14 protein-coding genes are annotated in these 17,210 nt (G+C 63.7%); 3 read left to right on the top strand and 11 right to left on the bottom strand.

What is annotated here, in order from left to right; genetic code table 11:
• Nucleotides 1-4 precede the first annotated feature (4 nt).
• From SM763_RS09100 to atpD, 5 genes are read right to left on the bottom strand one after another with little or no spacing between them, the layout of a single operon-like run.
• On the bottom strand, nucleotides 5-295 hold the full coding sequence (locus SM763_RS09100) for a F0F1 ATP synthase subunit C (protein WP_065271941.1): 291 nt from the start codon (nucleotides 293-295) through the stop codon (nucleotides 5-7).
• Between the two features lie 2 nt (nucleotides 296-297).
• Complete coding sequence (locus SM763_RS09095) at nucleotides 298-1,035, bottom strand: F0F1 ATP synthase subunit A (RefSeq protein ID WP_368998293.1); 738 nt, start codon at nucleotides 1,033-1,035, stop codon at nucleotides 298-300.
• Between the two features lie 19 nt (nucleotides 1,036-1,054).
• Nucleotides 1,055-1,348 carry an AtpZ/AtpI family protein gene (locus tag SM763_RS09090; protein WP_065271943.1) on the bottom strand — a complete coding sequence of 98 codons (294 nt, stop codon included), beginning with the start codon at nucleotides 1,346-1,348 and terminating at the stop codon, nucleotides 1,055-1,057.
• Complete coding sequence (locus SM763_RS09085) at nucleotides 1,345-1,734, bottom strand: hypothetical protein (protein ID WP_065271944.1); 390 nt, start codon at nucleotides 1,732-1,734, stop codon at nucleotides 1,345-1,347. Before SM763_RS09085 ends, SM763_RS09090 begins: the two co-directional genes overlap by 4 nt.
• The gene (gene atpD, locus SM763_RS09080) at nucleotides 1,724-3,124 is read right to left on the bottom strand and encodes a F0F1 ATP synthase subunit beta (RefSeq protein WP_274833145.1); all 1,401 of its coding nucleotides are present in this window, start codon (nucleotides 3,122-3,124) and stop codon (nucleotides 1,724-1,726) included. Before atpD ends, SM763_RS09085 begins: the two co-directional genes overlap by 11 nt.
• 207 nt (nucleotides 3,125-3,331) lie before the next feature.
• Here atpD and SM763_RS09075 point away from each other — a divergent pair, with 207 nt between their 5' ends.
• The 3 genes from SM763_RS09075 (at nucleotide 3,332) to SM763_RS09065 (ending at nucleotide 7,299) form a co-directional block, all read left to right on the top strand.
• Complete coding sequence (locus SM763_RS09075) at nucleotides 3,332-3,769, top strand: hypothetical protein (protein ID WP_065271946.1); 438 nt, start codon at nucleotides 3,332-3,334, stop codon at nucleotides 3,767-3,769.
• A 70-nt stretch (nucleotides 3,770-3,839) separates the two neighbouring features.
• A complete protein-coding gene (locus SM763_RS09070; RefSeq protein WP_368998291.1) occupies nucleotides 3,840-6,575 on the top strand; it encodes a cation-translocating P-type ATPase in 2,736 nt (911 codons plus the stop codon).
• Nucleotides 6,562-7,299: a TSUP family transporter gene (locus tag SM763_RS09065; protein ID WP_368998290.1), complete on the top strand. Its 738-nt coding sequence runs from the start codon at nucleotides 6,562-6,564 to the stop codon at nucleotides 7,297-7,299. The genes SM763_RS09070 and SM763_RS09065 overlap by 14 nt, the downstream gene beginning before the upstream one ends.
• Here the strand turns inward: SM763_RS09065 and SM763_RS09060 are convergent, their stop codons facing one another.
• From SM763_RS09060 to SM763_RS09035, 6 genes are all read right to left on the bottom strand, one after another.
• Entirely contained in the window at nucleotides 7,300-7,545 is a 246-nt protein-coding gene (locus tag SM763_RS09060) for an acyl carrier protein (protein WP_274829950.1), read from the bottom strand.
• A complete protein-coding gene (locus SM763_RS09055; protein WP_368998289.1) occupies nucleotides 7,542-8,705 on the bottom strand; it encodes a dihydrolipoamide acetyltransferase family protein in 1,164 nt (387 codons plus the stop codon). The genes SM763_RS09060 and SM763_RS09055 overlap by 4 nt, the downstream gene beginning before the upstream one ends.
• Nucleotides 8,702-10,705, bottom strand: a complete 2,004-nt coding sequence (gene pdhA, locus SM763_RS09050) for a pyruvate dehydrogenase (acetyl-transferring) E1 component subunit alpha (protein WP_368998288.1) — start codon at nucleotides 10,703-10,705, stop codon at nucleotides 8,702-8,704. Before pdhA ends, SM763_RS09055 begins: the two co-directional genes overlap by 4 nt.
• Complete coding sequence (gene acsA, locus SM763_RS09045; protein WP_368998287.1) at nucleotides 10,702-12,453, bottom strand: acetate--CoA ligase; 1,752 nt, start codon at nucleotides 12,451-12,453, stop codon at nucleotides 10,702-10,704. Before acsA ends, pdhA begins: the two co-directional genes overlap by 4 nt.
• 169 nt (nucleotides 12,454-12,622) lie before the next feature.
• The gene (locus tag SM763_RS09040) at nucleotides 12,623-15,895 is read right to left on the bottom strand and encodes an efflux RND transporter permease subunit (protein WP_368998286.1); all 3,273 of its coding nucleotides are present in this window, start codon (nucleotides 15,893-15,895) and stop codon (nucleotides 12,623-12,625) included.
• Nucleotides 15,892-16,908, bottom strand: coding sequence for an efflux RND transporter periplasmic adaptor subunit (locus tag SM763_RS09035; RefSeq protein ID WP_082996059.1), 1,017 nt, complete (start codon nucleotides 16,906-16,908; stop codon nucleotides 15,892-15,894). Before SM763_RS09035 ends, SM763_RS09040 begins: the two co-directional genes overlap by 4 nt.
• Nucleotides 16,909-17,210: the final 302 nt, after the last annotated feature.

Below are 17,210 nucleotides of genomic sequence, written 5' to 3'. Positions count from 1 at the left end.
CGGATCATCCTCCGCCCGGGAGCGCCGCAGTCAGGGCAGCGATGTCCACGAATGGGTTGGCAAACAGCAGAATCATCGCCACTACGAAACAGTAGATCGCGGTGGATTCGATCATCGCAAGACTGACGAACAGGGTGCGGGTGATCGTCGGGGCGGCGTCCGGCTGCTGTGCAAGGGACTGCAGCGCCTGCGCCGCAGCCCGGCCTTCGGCCAGCGCGGGGGCGATGGCACCGATGGTGATGGTCAGCCCCGCCGTGACAATCGAGGCGATGGCGATCCAGACGGAAGCGTCCATGATCAGGGTTCCTTTCGTGTTTGGCTGTGACCGGTTTGGTTGGCAGGGGAGGCGCCCGCACCAGACGACGGCGATCGGCTGCTGCGGGCGCCCGAGGCGATGTAAACCATCGCCAGAACGGCAAAGATATAAGCCTGAATCAGGCCAGTCAGCAGGCCCAGAACCTGCATGACCACCGGGAAGAAGAACGGCGCCACGCTGATCAGGATGCCGACGATGATCGTGCCGCTCATGACATTGCCGTATAGGCGCACGGCCAGGGCAACGGTCCGCGATGCCTCTGACACCAGATTGAAGGGCAGCATGATGGGGCTGGGCCGCACATAGGTCTTCAGGTAACCGCCGATCCCCTGCCGAGCGATGGAAAAGGCGGGCACTGCCACCAGCACCGCGATGGCCAGCGCCGCAGTGGTGGAGAGGGAGCCGGTAGGCGGCACATAGCCGGGCACCACCGACAGCAGGTTGGCGGCGGCGATGAACAGGAACAGGGTTCCGATAAAGGGCAGATAGCGCGCGCCGTCACCGCCGCTGATCTCGGAAATCTGGTCGCGGATGGCGGTAACGATGACCTCCAGCATGACCTGCCAGCGGGAGACCTTTTCGCCCGTCGACAGGCGCGAGGTGACCAGCCAGGACCCGGCGGCCAGTAGCGCCATCACCAGCCAGGTAAACGCCACAGTGGCGGTCAGCTGCAACCCGTGCCATTCGGCCAATATCCATTGATCGGGACTGATCTGCATCACGGTGTCTCCGCCTGTGTCATTCATCACCCCCTTCGCGCTGCACCCAGTACCAGGCGTTGAGACAACCCAGCGCCGCACCGGCCAAAAGCAGGATCAGCGTCCAGGACCGGTGCGACTGGACGTGTCCATCGATCCAGACGCCCAGCGCGACGCCCAGAACCACCGGCACCGCAACTGACCAGCCGACAAGACCGAACATCCCCAGCCCATAAAGCGCGCTGCGCTGCGGGTGTTTTTGTGCCGCCTGTTTGCGACGGGCCTTGCGGACGATCTCTTCCGCCTCCTCTGCGTCGGGCCGTTCGCCGTTCATAGCGCCTGCTCCAGTTCCAGGAACCGGCGCACGATCTGTGCCTCCAGCCGGGCCAAGGCGGCGCGGGCGGCCCGTTCGCTTTGCTCGGCGGCGCGGAAATCGGCCTGCGCCCGCTGTTGCACCGTCTGCAGATCATCGCCCAGCACCGCGCCGGAGGTGGAGACCAGCACCTCATCCCCGACCTTCACCAGTGTTCCGGAATGGATCCCAGCATAGCGCACCTGCCCGCCCGTCTCCTCGTAAGTCAGGATGCCCGGGGCCAGCTGAGAGACATAATCGATATGGTGCGGCAACATCCCGAATGCGCCATCCGGCCCTTCGGCCACGATACGCACGACCTCCAGATCAAGGCACAGCCGGTCGGGCAGCAGGATCTTAAGCCGCATGTCCCGCCCCCTCTTTCTGCGCCAGATCCGCCACCGTTCCGATCATGTAAAAGGCGCTTTCGGGATGATCGCGGAACTCATCATTCAGGATGCGCTCACAGGAAGACAGCGTCTCACTCAGCGGCACGAACCGTCCCGGTATGCCGGTCATCTTTTCGGTGGAAAAGAATGGCTGTGTCAGAAACCGTTCGATCTGCCGGGCGCGGCGCACGGTGGCGCGGTCCGTTTCCGAAAGCTCCTCCAGCCCCAGCATGGCGATGATATCCTTGAGATCCTCGTACTCGGCCAGCGTGTTGCGCACCGCGCTGGCGATCATGTAGTGGCGGGTGCTGACAACCCCCGGCGTCAGCATCCGGGAAAAGGATTTCAGCGGGTCGATGGCTGGATACAACCCTTCGGAGGCCTTCTTGCGCGACAGGGTGATCGAGGCTGACAGGTGCGAAAACGTATGCGTCGCCGCCGGGTCGGTGAAATCATCTGCCGGCACGTAGACCGCCTGAATCGAGGTCATGCTGCCCCGGCTGGTGGAGCAGATCCGCTCTTCCAGATCGGCCAGCTCGGTGCCCAGCGTCGGCTGATAACCCACCCGCGACGGGATCCGCCCCAGAAGGCCCGAAACCTCAGAGCCGGCCTGCACGAAACGATAGATATTGTCGATCAGCACCAGAACATCGCGGTTCAGGTCGTCGCGGAAATACTCGGCAATGGTCAGGGCTGCATGGCCGACGCGGAACCGCACGCCGGGGGTTTCATTCATCTGGCCAAAGACCATCACGGTGCGGTCCAGCACCCCGGCCTCCTCCATGTCGCGATGCAATTCCTCGGCTTCGCGGCAGCGTTCCCCGATGCCACAGAACAGGCTGATACCCTCGTATTCGGCGACCATATTGTGGATCATCTCGGTGATCAGAACGGTCTTGCCGACGCCTGCACCACCGAACAACCCGGCCTTGCCGCCCCGCTCCAGCGGGCTGAGCAGGTCAATCGCCTTGATCCCCGTCTCAAACAACTCACCCTCGGCCCGGCGCCGGGACAGGGGTACCGGCGTGCCATGGATCGACCGGCGCGGCATGTCACCGGGCAGCGGGCGGCCATCAATCGGATCGCCGAACAGGTTGACCATGCGCCCCAGCAGGGCAGGCCCCACCGGCACCGAGAGCGGCAGACCGGTGTTGCGCACCGGCATGCCAAGGCGCAGCTCCGTGTTGGGGTTCAGGATGAGCCCGCGCGCAGTCTCCCGCCCCGGCAGGCTGGCGACCTCGATGGTGATCGCGGGATCGGACAGGGTGACCAGACGAGTGCCGATTGCAGGCAGCTCTGCTGCGAACCGGACATCGGCGATGCTGCCCTCGATGGCAGTGATATGGCCAATGGATGCGCTGTCGGACACGTCGGATCCTTTTGTTGCACCTGTGCTGCAAGCCTATCAGAAACAGGCGTTTGGTGCTGATATTATGACCCATCGGCGCATTCACCTTGATTGGAGTCAATTCAATGACACGGGAATCAGACTATTCTGCCTATGATTTCCGCACCCGGGCGGAGCGGATCCGCTGCACCCGGTGTTTGTCTTATGACGCACAACCAAAGGTGTCCCATGGCCAAAACTCAATCTGAATCGAAAACCTCCGGCGGCTTTGATCAGGCGGCGCAGGCTCTGTTTTCCGCCAATCCTCTGCTGGGCCCGCAGGCGCATCAATTCTGGGAAGTCCAGGAAAAGATCCTGCAAGAGGCCGAACAATTTTCAAAACACTGGTTTGACCGCCGCCACACGGCGGCCCGCACCGCATTGCAGGCCACGGCAGAGCTGTTCGGCACTGCTCCGGTCGATCCGGGTGCGGCGGCCAAGGTGCTGCACGACTGGCAGATGCAATCCGCCGAGCGGGTGGCCGAAGACGTCCAGGAATGGGTCGATTTCTGCACCCGCAGTGCAGAGTATGTCACCGCCGGTGAAGTCAGCGCCAACAAGGAAACGCTGGATTCGGTCTCCGCTGCGGTGGAGGATGCAGAGCACGGCCACGCAATTCCGGTGTGACCCGGCCGCCACCTGACATTTCCGGATGGGCAGTTTCGAGGTTGTCCCGCACCGCGTGACGGAGAGTGATATGGCACCGGTGACGGGCACAGCACCAGACGCCTTGCCTTTCGCCCTGCCTGCAGCGGATGTCGCTGCGGCGCTGGCCTGCGATCCGGCCCGCGGCCTGAACGCCGCCGAAGTTGCCGCCCGCCGCGCCCGCCACGGCAGAAACCAGCTGCGGGCCCAAAAGCCGCAAAGCGCGCTGCTGCTTCTGGCGCATCAGTTCCGCAGCATCATCATCTGGCTGCTGGCCATGGCAGCCGGGCTGTCCTTTGCTTTCGGTGACATTCCAGAAGGTCTGGCGATCCTGGTGGTGATCCTGTTCAACGGCGCCATCGGGTTTTTCACCGAATTGCGCGCGGTCCGCTCGATGGAGGCATTGCTGCGCATTGCCGAGGTCAGGACGCTGGTGCGCCGCGACGGCAGAGTGCGCCGGATCGATGCCCGCGCGCTGGTTCCGGGAGATATCGTGATCCTTGATGCCGGAGACATCGTCACCGCCGATCTCCGTCTGCTGCAGGCCTCGAACCTGCAAAGCGATGAATCGATCCTGACCGGGGAATCCCTGCCCGTTTCCAAGAGTATCGACCCGGTCGCCCCGGAGGCCGGGATCCCGGACCGTCACAACATGGTGTTCAAGGGGACCGCGATCACCCGCGGCGCCGGAGAGGCCATCGTCGTGGCCACCGGGATGACAACCGAAATTGGCCAGATCAGTGCCCTGACAGAAACCGCCGAGGCCGAGATATCGCCACTGGAGCGGCGGCTGGACAGGCTCGGCCACCGGCTGGTCTGGCTGACGCTGGCTCTGGCCGCGTTGATGATTGCAGCGGGCGTTCTGCGCGGTCACGCGCTGATCGACATGATCCGCACCGGTACGGCGCTGGCGGTAGCGGCGGTGCCCGAAGGCCTGCCGATCGTCGCCACCCTCTGTCTGGCGCGCGGCATGTGGCGCATGGCGGCGCACAATGCGTTGATCACCCGGTTGTCCTCGGTAGAGACTCTGGGGGCAACGACGCTGATCCTCACTGATAAGACCGGCACACTGACAGAGAACAAAATGGCGGCGGTGCGCTACCTGTTCGAAGGCGCCGAGGTCCGGCCCGCGAAAAATGCCGCCGCACCGGCTGACAACCGCTTCGATCTGGCGCTGCGGATCGGGGTTCTGTGCAACAATGCCGAAACCGGCAATCCGGCCACCGGCGACGGTGCCAGCGGTGAGCCGATGGAGGTCGCCCTGCTGCACGCCGCCGAAGGAGCCGCGATGACCCGAGCGGAGCTTGAGCAAGAATTCCCCCAGGTGACCGAACACGCCTTTGACCCCGCACGCAAGATGATGGCCAGCGTCAACCGCGACGGAGAAGACGGGTTCATCTTCGCCATCAAGGGCGCCCCCGAAGCGGTTATCGAAGCCTGCGACACTCACTTGCTGCCGGATGGTCCGGCGCCGCTGGATGGTCCGGCACGGCAGGAATGGGCAGCCCGGCAAAGCGCCGCCGCGCGCGAGGGGTTGCGGCTGCTGGCGCTTGCAATCAAACACTCCGAAATACCCGACGAAAATCCCTATCAGGGCCTGACGCTGGTCGGGTTGGTGTGTTTCCTTGACCCGCTGCGCGCTGATGTGCCCGATGCGATCCGCGCCAGCCTGGCGGCCGGGGTGCGGGTCGCGATGATCACCGGCGATCATGCAGATACTGCGGCAACAATTGCCCGGGACGCCGGTTTAACTCTGGGCGATCTCACCGTGATCGAAGGCGATGATCTGCGAGGTTTCGACCCTGAGACGGCGGATTTCGCCTTGCGTGACAGGGTGCTGGCGGCAGATGTCTTTGCCCGTGTGGCGCCGGAAACGAAACTGACACTTGTGCGCCTGTTCCAGCAGGCCGGGCATGTGGTTGCCATGACCGGCGATGGCGTCAACGATGCCCCGGCGCTGAAGAAATCGGACATCGGCATCGCCATGGGTAAACGCGGTACACAGGTCGCGCGCGAGGCGGCCGATGTAGTGCTGAAAGACGATGCCTTCGGCACCCTGATTGAGGCCATGTGGCAGGGGCGGGTGATCTTTGACAATATCCGCAAATTCGTCGTCTACCTGATGTCCTGCAACGTCAGCGAGGTGCTGGTTGTCGGCATCGCCGTCGGCGCCGGTCTGCCCGCACCGCTTCTGCCCTTGCAGATCCTGTTCCTGAACCTCGTGACCGATGTATTCCCGGCCTTTGCACTGGGGCTGGGCAAAGGAGACAGAACGATCATGTCCCGGCCGCCCCGCGATCCCTCGGAGCCCATTGCCGGACGGCCGGAATGGGCGTTGATCGGTGTTCTCAGCCTGCTGATCACCGGCGCGACACTGTCGGGGTTTGCTCTGGCGCTCTACTGGCTACGGCTTGAGACCGGGCAGGCGATCACGGTGGCCTTTGTGACTCTGGCCCTGGCGCAGCTGTGGAATGTCTTCAATGTGCGGGGGGACAGCGGGCGACAACTGGTCAACGACGTGACGGGGAACCCATACATTTGGGCAGCGCTGGCCCTTTGTGCTGGTCTGGTGGCACTGGCGTTGTGGCTGCCGTCGCTGTCGGCGCTGCTGGATCTTCCCGACCCCGGCCTGTCGGGATTGGGTCTGGCTGCAGCGCTCAGCCTGGTGCCGTTCATTGCCGGGCAGATCCTGCTGTTGTTCAACCTCACACCGGGACATGACCGCGAGCAGGGAACGCAGCCGTCAGGCCGGGCCAGCCTTCGGGGGCGCGACGTTGAACGCGGTTGATCTGCTTCTGGCCGGATCCGTGGTTTTCACAGCGGCCTTTTTGCGTGGTTATTCGGGGTTCGGTTTTTCGACTGTCCTGATGGCCGGACTGATCTTCTGGCTGCCTGCCAGCCAGATCGCGCCGATGTCCATCGCGCTTGAGATCATCGCATCGCTGGGACAATCGCGCAGCGTGCTCAGGGATGTGGAACGCCGCGCCCTTGCCTATCTGCTGCTGGCCGGGTTGATCGGCAATCCGATCGGGGTGGCACTGCTGGATCATGTACCGGATCAGGCGATGCGGATCGGCGTGCACCTCTTGATCATCGGCGCGGTGCTGACGCTGCTGCTGCGGCCCATCCGGCCCACAGTTCCAACCGCAGTGGTTCTGTCCCTCGCCGGCTTCGTTGCCGGTGTGGTCAATGGCGCCACCGCAATGAGCGGGCTGGTGCTGGGCCTCTTCTTCACCACCACCGTGATCAGTTCACGGGCCATGCGGGCGACAATGATCGCCTATTTCTTCTTCACTGATCTCTGGGCCGGCGCGCTTCTGACGGTATCCGGTCATTACAGCGGGCAGATCCTTTGGCATATCGCAGCCGCCCTGCCCCTGCTGTTCATCGGCCTGTGGCTGGGCTCAATCTGTTTTGCCCGCTATGGAAGCCACGACAGGCGTTTTCGCCGCATCGTGCTGTGGCTGCTTCTGGCGCTGTGTCTTATCGGCTTGGGCCGGGCCCTGCTTTAGTCAGGACACCCTGGCGGAGAGATACTCCACCAGATGATCGAAGCTGTCCATCTGGGGATAATCCGCTTCGGGCATCTCCAGAGCGAACCGTTTGCCCAGCGCGGTGACGAGGTTCAGGAAATCGATTGAATCGATGTCGAACTCATCCCGCAGATCGGCGCTGCTGTCGATGTCGTCCAGCGGAATATCCGGCGCGATCCGGGTCAGCTCTTCGCCAAGGGCCTGTTCTATCTCGGTGCGGGTCATAGGGTTTCGGGCTCCTGTAGAAATCGGTCGATGGCGCGCAGGAACAGCGCGCCGCGATGGCCATCGCTGACGCGGTGGTCTGCGGCCAATGTCAGGGTTGCGATCTGGCGCGGCACCACCTTGCGGTCCACCACCCAGGGGCGCAGCGCGGGCGTACCGATGCCGACGATGGCCACCTGTGGTGGGTAGATCACCCCGAACAGCCCGTCGATGCCGCGGTCACCCAGACTGGTGAGGGTGATGGTGGCATCCGACAATTCGCGCGCCTTGAAGCGGCCCGCGCGCACCCGCCCGATCAGATCGCGCATCTGCGCCATCAACCCGTCGCGCTCCTGCGCGGCCACATCGAACAGCGCGGGCGCCACCAGCCCGCCACCGCGCAGGGCGATGGCAAGACCGATATGGGCCTCCTTGGCCGGGATGAAGGTGCCACCTTCGAAATGGCCATTGAACTCGGGGTATTTCTTCAGCGCCCGCGCCATGGCGCGCAGGTAGAACACCGGCGGTAGCACACGGTCCTCGGGCGCGCGGGTTTCGTTCATCTCAGTGATGAAGTCATCAAGCGTGGTCAGATCCACCTGATGGGTGAGGTAGAAATGCGGAATTTCCCGTTTGGAGCGCGACATCGCGGCGGCAATCGCCTGCCGCATGGCGCTGAGGCCGGTGTCCTGCGGCGCAGTCTTGCCGCCTGCCGTGATATGGGCGGCGACATCTGTGTGGCGGATCGGCTGGCCGGATGGCACCGAGATTGCACTGAGGTCCACACCCTTTTCGGCCGCCAAGCGTCGTGCCGCTGGAGAAGCGACAATGCGTGTACCGGTGGGAACAGATGGTGCCGGTTGCGGAGGCTCTGCGACCGCCCGGAGTTTGGGCTTTTCGGACTCTGGCACAGGCGCAGATTCAGCAGTCCGCCCATCTGCTGTCTCCCCGGTATCGATCCGTGCCAGCGGCGTTCCTACGGGTACGCTCTCCCCGATGCCAACCAGCCATTCCGTCACCGTTCCGGTCTCGTAGCACTCTATCTCGATGGCGCCTTTCTGGGTTTCCACCACGGCTATGATATCGCCGTGCGTGACGGGTTGGCCCACGGCCACCACCTGTTCCATCAGGGTGCCCGCCTCCATATCCGCCCCAAGCGAGGGCATGAGGAAATCGCTCATGGGGTCGCCCCCATCACCCGGCGAACGGTGGCGAGGATCTCTGCCACCTGCGGGATCGCCGCCTGTTCCAGATGCGCCGCATAGGGGATCGGCACCTCGGCGCTGCACACCCGGGCCAAGGGGGCGTCCAGATCCCAAAAGGCCTCTTCCGCGAGGATCATGCCGATCTCAGCGGCCAGGCTGCCGCTTTTCCAACCCTCATCCACCATCACCGCGCGGCGGGTCTTGCGCACCGAGGACAGGATCGTCTCCCGGTCCAGAGGCCGCAGAGAGCGCAGATCGATCACCTCGGCGTCGATGCCCTCCTGCGCCAGCGCCTCGGCCGCCTCCAGCGTCTTGAACAGGGATCCGCCATAGGTGATCAGCGAGACATTCGTGCCCGCCCGCCGGACCACGGCACGGTCGATATCCACGGGACCAGCGTTTTCGGCCAGCTCCCCCTCGCGGTTATAAAGCATGACGTTTTCAAAGATCAGCACCGGGTCGGGATCCTCAAGCGCGGTCCAGAGCATACCGCGGGCGTCCTCGACCGTGGCAGGCGCCAGCACCCGCAGGCCGGGGATATGGGCGTACCAGCCTTCCAAAGAGTGCGAATGCTGCGCCGCAAGTTGCCGCCCCGCGCCGGTGGCCATGCGGATCACCACCGGCACCCCGAACTGGTTGTTCGACATATGGCGGAAGGTGGCGGCGGTGTTGAGGATCTGATCCAGCGCCAGCAGCGAGAAGTTGACGGTCATCACCTCGACAATGGGCCGCATCCCGGCAATGGCAGCGCCAATCCCGGCACCGGTAAAACCGGATTCCGACAGCGGCGTGTCGCGGATGCGGTCCTCACCGAACTGATCGAGCAGCCCCTTGGAGACCGCATAACAGCCGCCATAGCGCCCCACGTCCTCTCCCATCAGAAAGACGCGGGGATCGCGGGTCATGGCATCGATGATGCTCGCGCGCACTGCGGCGCGGTAGGTGGTGGTGACGGGTTTGCCCGGCGGCGGTACCTCGGGCGGCGCGGGGCGGTCCGGCGCCATCACGTAACGGGTAAGAGCTGCCACGGGTTCTTCGGCGCTGCTTTCGGCAAAGGCGACGGCCTCGGCAATCTCGGCGTCAACCTCGGCGGTGATGTCATCCACTTCGCCCACGTGCAGCAGATGATTTTCCTCGGCCCAGGTCTGGAAGCGCACGATTGGCCCCTTGGCGCGCCAGTCGGCGACTTCCTCCTTGGGGCGGTAAAGCTGGGCATCGAACATGGAATGAGCGCGGAAACGGTAAGTGCGGCATTCCAGAAATTGCGGCTTGCCGGAGTCGGCGATGGCCTTCAGAGCCTTCCGCGCAGCGCCTTCAACGGCGACGATATCCATGCCGTCGACCACGTGGCTGTCGATGCCATAGCTGGCCGCCTTGGCGTGAATGTCGGTCTGCGATTCCGAGCGGTCCAGCGCCGTGCCCATGGCATAGCCGTTGTTTTCACAAACGAACAAAACCGGCAGATTCCAGAGCGCGGCAAGGTTCAGGCTTTCGTGGAACTCGCCTTCGGCCACCGCGCCTTCGCCAAAGAAACAGGCGGTCACGGCTTCGGCCCCTTGCATCCGGTCGGCCAGCGCAAGGCCAGCGGCCAGAGGCAACCCACCGCCGACGATGGCATTGCCGCCGTAGAAATTATGATCGCGGCTGAACATATGCATTGAGCCGCCCCGCCCCCCGGCGCAGCCTTCGGCCTTGCCGTACATTTCCGCCAGGACGCGCCCCATGGGCACCCCGCGCATCAGCGCATGCCCGTGTTCGCGATAGGTGGCGACCACCCGGTCCTGCGGGCTGAGCAGCGGGATGATACCGGCCGCGACCGCTTCCTCCCCGTCATAGAGATGCAGGAACCCGCGGATCTTTTCGCGGGAATACAGCTCGGCGCATTTGTCCTCGAAATGGCGGATGCGGATCATCGCCTTCAGCAGCTCGCGGACATGGGCGTGGTCTAGGCGGGGTTTCACATGGTCGATGCTCATGTCTCGTCACTTTCCAGGGTTGAGATATCGCCCTCGGGCAGGCCCAGCTCGCGCGCCTTCAGAAGGCGGCGCATGATCTTGCCGCTGCGGGTCTTGGGCAGGTTCTTGCGAAAGGCGATCTCTTTCGGGGCGACCGCAGGTCCCAGCCGTTTGCGGGCATGGCCCAGCAGATCAAGCCGCAGATCCTCATCCGGCTCATACCCCGGTTTCAGCGCCACATAGGCCTTCACCAGCTCACCCGCGGTTTCATCGGGAATGCCTATAACGCCGACCTCGGCGACGGCCTCATGCTCCATCAGGGCGCTTTCGACCTCAAACGGGCCGATCAGATGCCCGGCGCTTTTGATCAGGTCATCGGCGCGGCCCACGAACCAGAAATACCCGTCCGCATCGCGCATCGCGAGGTCACCGGTCAGGTACCAGCCATCGCGGAAGCATTTGTCATAGCGCGCCTGTTCATGCAGGTAGCCACGCATCATCGACGGCCAGCCGGGACGCAGGGCCAGTTCTCCCATCGCCTGCGGCTCGGTCAGGGCGCGCAGGGCATCTCCTTCCGGGTCCATTTCGACGATTCCCGCCTCGATCCCCGGCAGCGGCCTTCCCATTGAGCCGGGTTTCACATCCATCGCGGCATAATTGGCGATCATGATCCCGCCGGTTTCGGTTTGCCACCAATTGTCGTGGAACGGCTGACCAAAGGCCGCGTTTCCCCAGATCACCGCCTCGGGGTTCAGCGGCTCGCCGACGCTGGCCATGAACCGCAGGTCCGGGAAATCACGCCCCTGAAGCGCCCCAGTGCCAGCCTTCATCAGCATGCGGATGGCCGTTGGCGCGGTGTACCAGACGTTGACGCCCTCGCCTTCCAGAATGTCATACCAGCGGGCAACGTCGAATTCGGCCTCGTCCACGATCATCGAAACGCGGTTGGTCAGGGGCGCGACGATCCCGTAGGACGTGCCGGTAACCCAGCCCGGATCGGCGGTGCACCAATAGGTATCGCCCGCCCGCAGATCCAGCGCGATGCGCCCGGTCCAGTTGTGGGCGACCACCGCCTGATGCACATGCACGACGCCCTTCGGCTTACCCGTGGTGCCCGAGGTAAAATGCAAAAGGGCAGTGTCCTCGGGGTCCATGGCTTCGGTGGTGAACTCCTCCGAGGCATCCGCCATCAGGTCGGTCAGCGGCAGGGTATCCTCTGTCGCCTCATCAATGACAAAGACCTTCCGCAGATCCGGCAGATCCGGGCGCAGGGCTTTCACCTTGCGCTTATAAAGCCGCGCGGTGGTGATCAGCGCATTGGCACCGCCGATCTCCATCCGTGAGCGGATCGGCTCGGGGCCAAAGGCCGAAAACAGCGGACAGAAGGTGCAACCTGCCTTCAGCGTGCCAAGGGCGGCGATGTATAGCTCCGGCACCCGCCCCAGCAAGGCATAGACCCGATCACCCTTTTGCAGACCCTGACTGCGCAGCATATTGGCGAAGCGGTTGGTTTCCATCTGTAGCGCGGCGTAGGTGAAATCCTGCTGCGAGCCTGATTTTGAAATCCAGCGCAGCGCTAGCTGCTCCCCATGGCCGGATGCCACGTGGCGGTCCACGGCCTCATGCGCGATGTTCATCCTGCCATCGGACAACCCATCGATCAGCGCCTGCGCGTCGTCCCAGGAAAACCCGGCGCTGAGGGTATCGTAATCGGTCATATTGGCAGCGGCCCTGACGCTGTCCGGTTTTGTGATCGGCGCTGTCGCCATGGTGATCCTCCCCTCCGCTTGCCGCGCCACGGCGGGGCGCGTCTTTGACAATCATAGGTGGCAAAGCAGCCCGCGCAGATGATCAGGATCAAAGCGCGGCGCTTTTCCTGCCGCTTGGGAACGCCCGGCGATAGCGGCCCGGCGGAGCAAACCCCGCCGAGCTGGTGCGTTATGCCGTGTCGCGGCCACCACGGAAGGCCCAGTAGATCGCTGGGATCACCAGCAACGTCAGCGCGGTAGAGGTCGCCAGCCCGAACAGAAGTGAAATCCCCAGCCCCTGGAAAATCGGATCGACCAGAATAAAGGCCGCGCCCGACATCGCCGTGATCGCCGTCAGGAAGATCGGCAGGAAGCGCACGCCCCCCGCCGCCAGCAGCGCATCATGCAATGATCGCCCGTTGTCCTGTTCGCGGCGGATGAAATCCACCAAAAGGATCGAGTTCCGCACGATGATCCCGGCAAGACTGATGAAACCGATCATCGATGTCGCCGTGAAGGGCGCATCCATCGCCCAGTGGCCCAGGGTGATCCCGATCAGAGTCAGCGGGATCGGCGTCATGATCACCAGCGGTAGCTTAAAGCTGCGGAACTGGCCAACGATCAGGAAATAGATCCCGATGAGCGCCGCACCAAAGGCCGCACCCATATCGCGGAAGGTGACATAGGTTACCTCCCACTCGCCATCCCACAACAAGGTCGGATTGCTCTCATCCATCGGCTGACCGTAAAGGGTGACCTCGGGCTTCATCCCCTCGGGCCAATCGCGGGCGTCGATCTCCTCCTGCACCGCGATCATGCCATAAATCGGTGCCTCGAACCGACCCGCCAGATCGGCGGTGACCATCTCCAGATCCAGACCGTTCTTGCGGAACACCGGCCAGGACCCCTGCTCGACCGAGACGCGTACCACCTCGCCCAGTTCCACGTTGCCCTGACCGATGCCGGCGGGACCACGGGCGGGCAAGGGTGTCGCCAGCAGCGCTTCGGTGACCTGACGGCGTTCCTCGCTCAGCTTCAGACTGATCGGAATGGGCCGCACCCCGCCGCCGCGCTGGGAATAACCAACAGTGGTGCCATGGAACAGCAGCGACAGCGTGTCATAGACCGCGCTTTGCTCCACCCCGTGAAAATCAAGGCTGGCCTGATCGATCTCGATCCGCAGCCGTTCGGGCGGGTGACCGAAACTGTCGTCCACATCGACGATGAAATCCACGTCCGTAAAGATCTCGCGCAGGCCGGTGGCCACCTCGCGGCGGGTTTCAGGATCGGGGCCATAGACCTCGGCCAGCAGCGTCGCCAGAACCGGCGGTCCGGGCGGCACCTCGACCACCTTGACCGATGTGCCTGCGGGCAGATCCACCTCGGCCAGCCGCGCGCGCAGGTCCAGCGCGATGGCATGGCTTTGGCGATCACGCTCTTCGGAGTCGGCCAAGTTGATCTGCAGATCGCCCAGTTCCGGGTTCTGCCGCACGAAGTAATGCCGCACGAGGCCGTTGAAGTTGAACGGCGCCGCCGTGCCTGCATAGGCTTGGATGCTTTCGATCTCGGGGATTTCGGCGGCCGCCTGCGACAGTGCGAACAGGGCGCGCTCGGTGTCTTCCAGTGTCGCGCCTTCCTGCAGGTCGACGATCACCTGCACTTCGGACTTGTCATCAAAGGGCAGAAGTTTCACGACCACCGACTGGGTACCGAACAGGGTGACCGAGGCCCCGGTGGCCACAAAGACGAGGATCAGGAAAATGGCCGCGCCGCTGCGGCTGGCCAGCAAGGGCCGGGCAATGGCGCGATAGATGCGGGCCATGCGGGAATCCTCGCCGTGACCATCCTCTGCCCCATGAGCCGCAACAGCGCCCGGTTTCCGCCGCTGAAGCCGCAGCATGATCCAGGGCGCAAAGATCACCGCCACGAAAAAGCTGAGGATCATCGCCGCCGAGGCATTGGTGGGAATTGGACTCATGTAGGGGCCCATCATGCCGGAGACAAACAGCATCGGCAGCAAGGCAAAAACGATGGTGAGCGTGGCGATGATGGTCGGATTGCCCACCTCGGCTACCCCGCGCAGGGCGACCTTGGTCTTGTCGCCATTGGGATCCAGCCGCCAATGGCGGGCAATGTTTTCCACCACCACGATGGCGTCATCGACCAGGATCCCGATCGAGAAGATCAGCGCGAAGAGCGACACCCGGTTGATGGTGAACCCCATCAGGTAGGAGGCGGCAAAGGTCATCAGGATGGTGGCGGGAATGATGATCAGCGTCACCACCCCCTCACGCCAGCCGATGAAGACCACGATCATCAGGAAGATCGACACGCTGGCCCCCGCAAGGTGCGAGAACAGCTCGTCCGATTTCTTCTGCGCCGTCTCACCGTAGTTGCGGGTGACCTCAACCTCCAGCGCATCGGGCAGGAAATCGCGTTCGGCAATCTCCAGCCGCTGCAGCAGCTCCTTGGCCACGTTGACAGCATTGGCGCCTTCGCGTTTGGCAAAGGCAAGCGAGACCGCCGGTCGTGGTGTGGCCTCTCCAGGGTGCAGAGTCCAAGCGCGGTTGTCCGCATCGGCGGGCGCAATGCTGACGCGGGCGACGTCCTTTACATAGACAGGACGCCCGTCACGGGTGGTGACCAGCAAAAGGCCCAGATCGGGCTGGCCAACCAGGCTCTGCCCGCTCAGCAGATCGCGGGAGGCACCGGTCTGGCGCACCCGGCCCAACAACTCGGACCGGTTGGCATTGCGCACCTTCTCGGCCAGCTGCTCCAGCGTGACACCAAAAAGGGCCAGCGCCGCCGTGTCCGGCTCCACCCGGATTTCCGTGCGGCTGTCACCAACGATATAGGTGCGTCCCACGTCCTCGGCCTTGGACAGTTCCGACATCAGCTGCGAGGCGACTTCGCCCAGGTTGGCCCTGTCCCACCGCTCTGCCTCATCGCGCGGCAGATCCGCGCGCGGGGCGAGTGACAGAACCAGAATAGCGACGTCGTTGACCCCGCGCCCGATGATCAGAGGCTCCGGAATGCCGATGGGCAGTTGGTCGAAATTGGCTCGGATTTCGGAATGAACGCGGAGGATTGCGTCATCCTCGGGAACGCCCACCTCGAACCGGGCGGTGGCCATGATACGGTCGTCAAAGCTCTGGCTGTAGACGTGCTCGACGCCGGGCAGGCGCTGCAGCAGTGCCTCGATCGGCTTGGCGACAAGCTCCACCGCGTCATCGGCGGCCAACCCGTTGGCCTGGATGAAGACATCCACCATGGGCACCGAGATCTGCGGCTCTTCCTCGCGCGGCAGCATCAACAGGGCCACGAACCCCAGAATCAGAGCCGCAATCAGCAGCAGCGGCGTCAGCGGTGAGTTGATAAAGGCGCGTGAAATGGAACCCGCAATGCCCAGCGATTCCCCGGCCCCGTCATCGGTGCGCGCGTCGGTGTTGGGTGTTGTGCTCATTGCTGCGCCGCCTCATAGGGGGTCAGCCGGTCGCCGGGCTTCAGCCCCGCCAGAACCTCGATCCCGCCATCGACACGCACGCCAGGCTGCACCACCACTTCGGCATCGCTGTCGAGCCGGGCAAAGGTGACGCCATGGCGCTGCTGCAGATACCCTTCGGGCACCACGATGGCCGGACGTTGCCCGGTGGCGATCAGCAGCCGCACCCGTTCCCCGACAAAGAAATCGCCCAGCCCCTCGGCCTCCACATCGACCACGACCTGACCGGCCACCAGCTCGGGATAGATCTTGGCGACGCGTCCGTCGCTTTGCACCTCGGTGTTGGTCAGCGCGCCGCGCGCCAGAATGCGCACGGTTTCACCGGTTTCCAGATAGCGGGCGTGGCGTTCCGGCAATTCGGTGCGCAGCACGAAATTCTCGGTGGCGATGGTGGCGATGGTTTCGCCGGGATTGACGAACATGCCATCCACCACCGGCACGCTGAGGATCCGACCCGCTTCGGGCGCCAGCACGATCCCCTCGGCCTGACGCGCCTGCAACAAATCCCGCTGGGCCTGCTGGGCGGCCAGATTTTCCTCGGCCACGTTCAGCGCCGTCTGCGCCTGATCCACCGCCGTCTTGGGCGAAGCCCCCCGCTCGCGCAGCTCCAAGGCGCGGGTCAGATCAATCCGCGCAAGGGCGATCTGCGCCTCCAGCGCCCGGATGCCGGCCTCGACCCCGGCGATCTCAAGCGCCAGCTTTTCATCGACGATCCGCGCCAGGGTCTCGCCGCTTGCGACGCTGTCGCCTTCCTCCGCGCTCAGCTCGTACAGGTTGCCGGACAGGCGGGCGCGGGCCAGGGCGCGTTTCACGCTTTCGACCTTGCCGAACACAGGCCGCCAGTCAGAGACCTCGGTCATCTCAACATCAAAAGCCTGCGCATGGACCCCGTTTGAGGCCAGCAGGCAGATCACCGGCAGCAAGGCACGCAGTGATGAAATTCGGAGCGGCAAGGCTCGGGGCGAAAAGCGCATATTCGTTCCTCTTCAGGGCTTGGGGTCGCGCAACATGACTGGTTCCGCACCGAAAGCTTTGGCCGACACATTCGCAGGGCGAAATGTATCGGGCTTTGACCTAGCTCAACCAACCTTCCCAAAGGTTGCATGAAAAACAAAGCTTTTGATCGTGGAAACCTCGACAATTGCGCCCTGATGGGGCCGACCTGGGGGCGTTCCCCCGTAGAAACCCAACCTTAATCCTTTCCAAATCGCCTTTGACACACGCTCACTCATTCCATTGCGTCATGAATTGAGCTTGCATACTCATTGGAAATCCG

Origin of the sequence: Pseudophaeobacter sp. C1-32P7, from assembly GCF_041008775.1 — a bacterium.
In the GTDB taxonomy this organism is placed as follows: Bacteria; Pseudomonadota; Alphaproteobacteria; order Rhodobacterales; family Rhodobacteraceae; genus Phycobacter; species Phycobacter gallaeciensis_A.
The sequence above is the reverse complement of the archived record's forward strand: the minus strand, read 5'-3'. Positions and strand labels throughout refer to the sequence as shown.

Excerpts from the sequence above, each read along its gene's own strand:
- SM763_RS09090 (WP_065271943.1), bottom strand. The coding sequence starts at position 1,348 with ATGAACGGCGAACGGCCCGACGCAGAGGAGGCGGAAGAGATCGTCCGC.
- acsA (WP_368998287.1), bottom strand. The coding sequence starts at position 12,453 with ATGGCGACAGCGCCGATCACAAAACCGGACAGCGTCAGGGCCGCTGCC.
- SM763_RS09075 (WP_065271946.1), top strand. The coding sequence starts at position 3,332 with ATGGCCAAAACTCAATCTGAATCGAAAACCTCCGGCGGCTTTGATCAG.
- SM763_RS09035 (WP_082996059.1), bottom strand. The coding sequence starts at position 16,908 with ATGCGCTTTTCGCCCCGAGCCTTGCCGCTCCGAATTTCATCACTGCGT.
- pdhA (WP_368998288.1), bottom strand. The coding sequence starts at position 10,705 with ATGAGCATCGACCATGTGAAACCCCGCCTAGACCACGCCCATGTCCGC.
- SM763_RS09100 (WP_065271941.1), bottom strand. The coding sequence starts at position 295 with ATGGACGCTTCCGTCTGGATCGCCATCGCCTCGATTGTCACGGCGGGG.
- SM763_RS09060 (WP_274829950.1), bottom strand. The coding sequence starts at position 7,545 with ATGACCCGCACCGAGATAGAACAGGCCCTTGGCGAAGAGCTGACCCGG.
- SM763_RS09070 (WP_368998291.1), top strand. The coding sequence starts at position 3,840 with ATGGCACCGGTGACGGGCACAGCACCAGACGCCTTGCCTTTCGCCCTG.
- SM763_RS09040 (WP_368998286.1), bottom strand. The coding sequence starts at position 15,895 with ATGAGCACAACACCCAACACCGACGCGCGCACCGATGACGGGGCCGGG.
- SM763_RS09095 (WP_368998293.1), bottom strand. The coding sequence starts at position 1,035 with ATGCAGATCAGTCCCGATCAATGGATATTGGCCGAATGGCACGGGTTG.
- SM763_RS09085 (WP_065271944.1), bottom strand. The coding sequence starts at position 1,734 with ATGCGGCTTAAGATCCTGCTGCCCGACCGGCTGTGCCTTGATCTGGAG.
- SM763_RS09055 (WP_368998289.1), bottom strand. The coding sequence starts at position 8,705 with ATGAGCGATTTCCTCATGCCCTCGCTTGGGGCGGATATGGAGGCGGGC.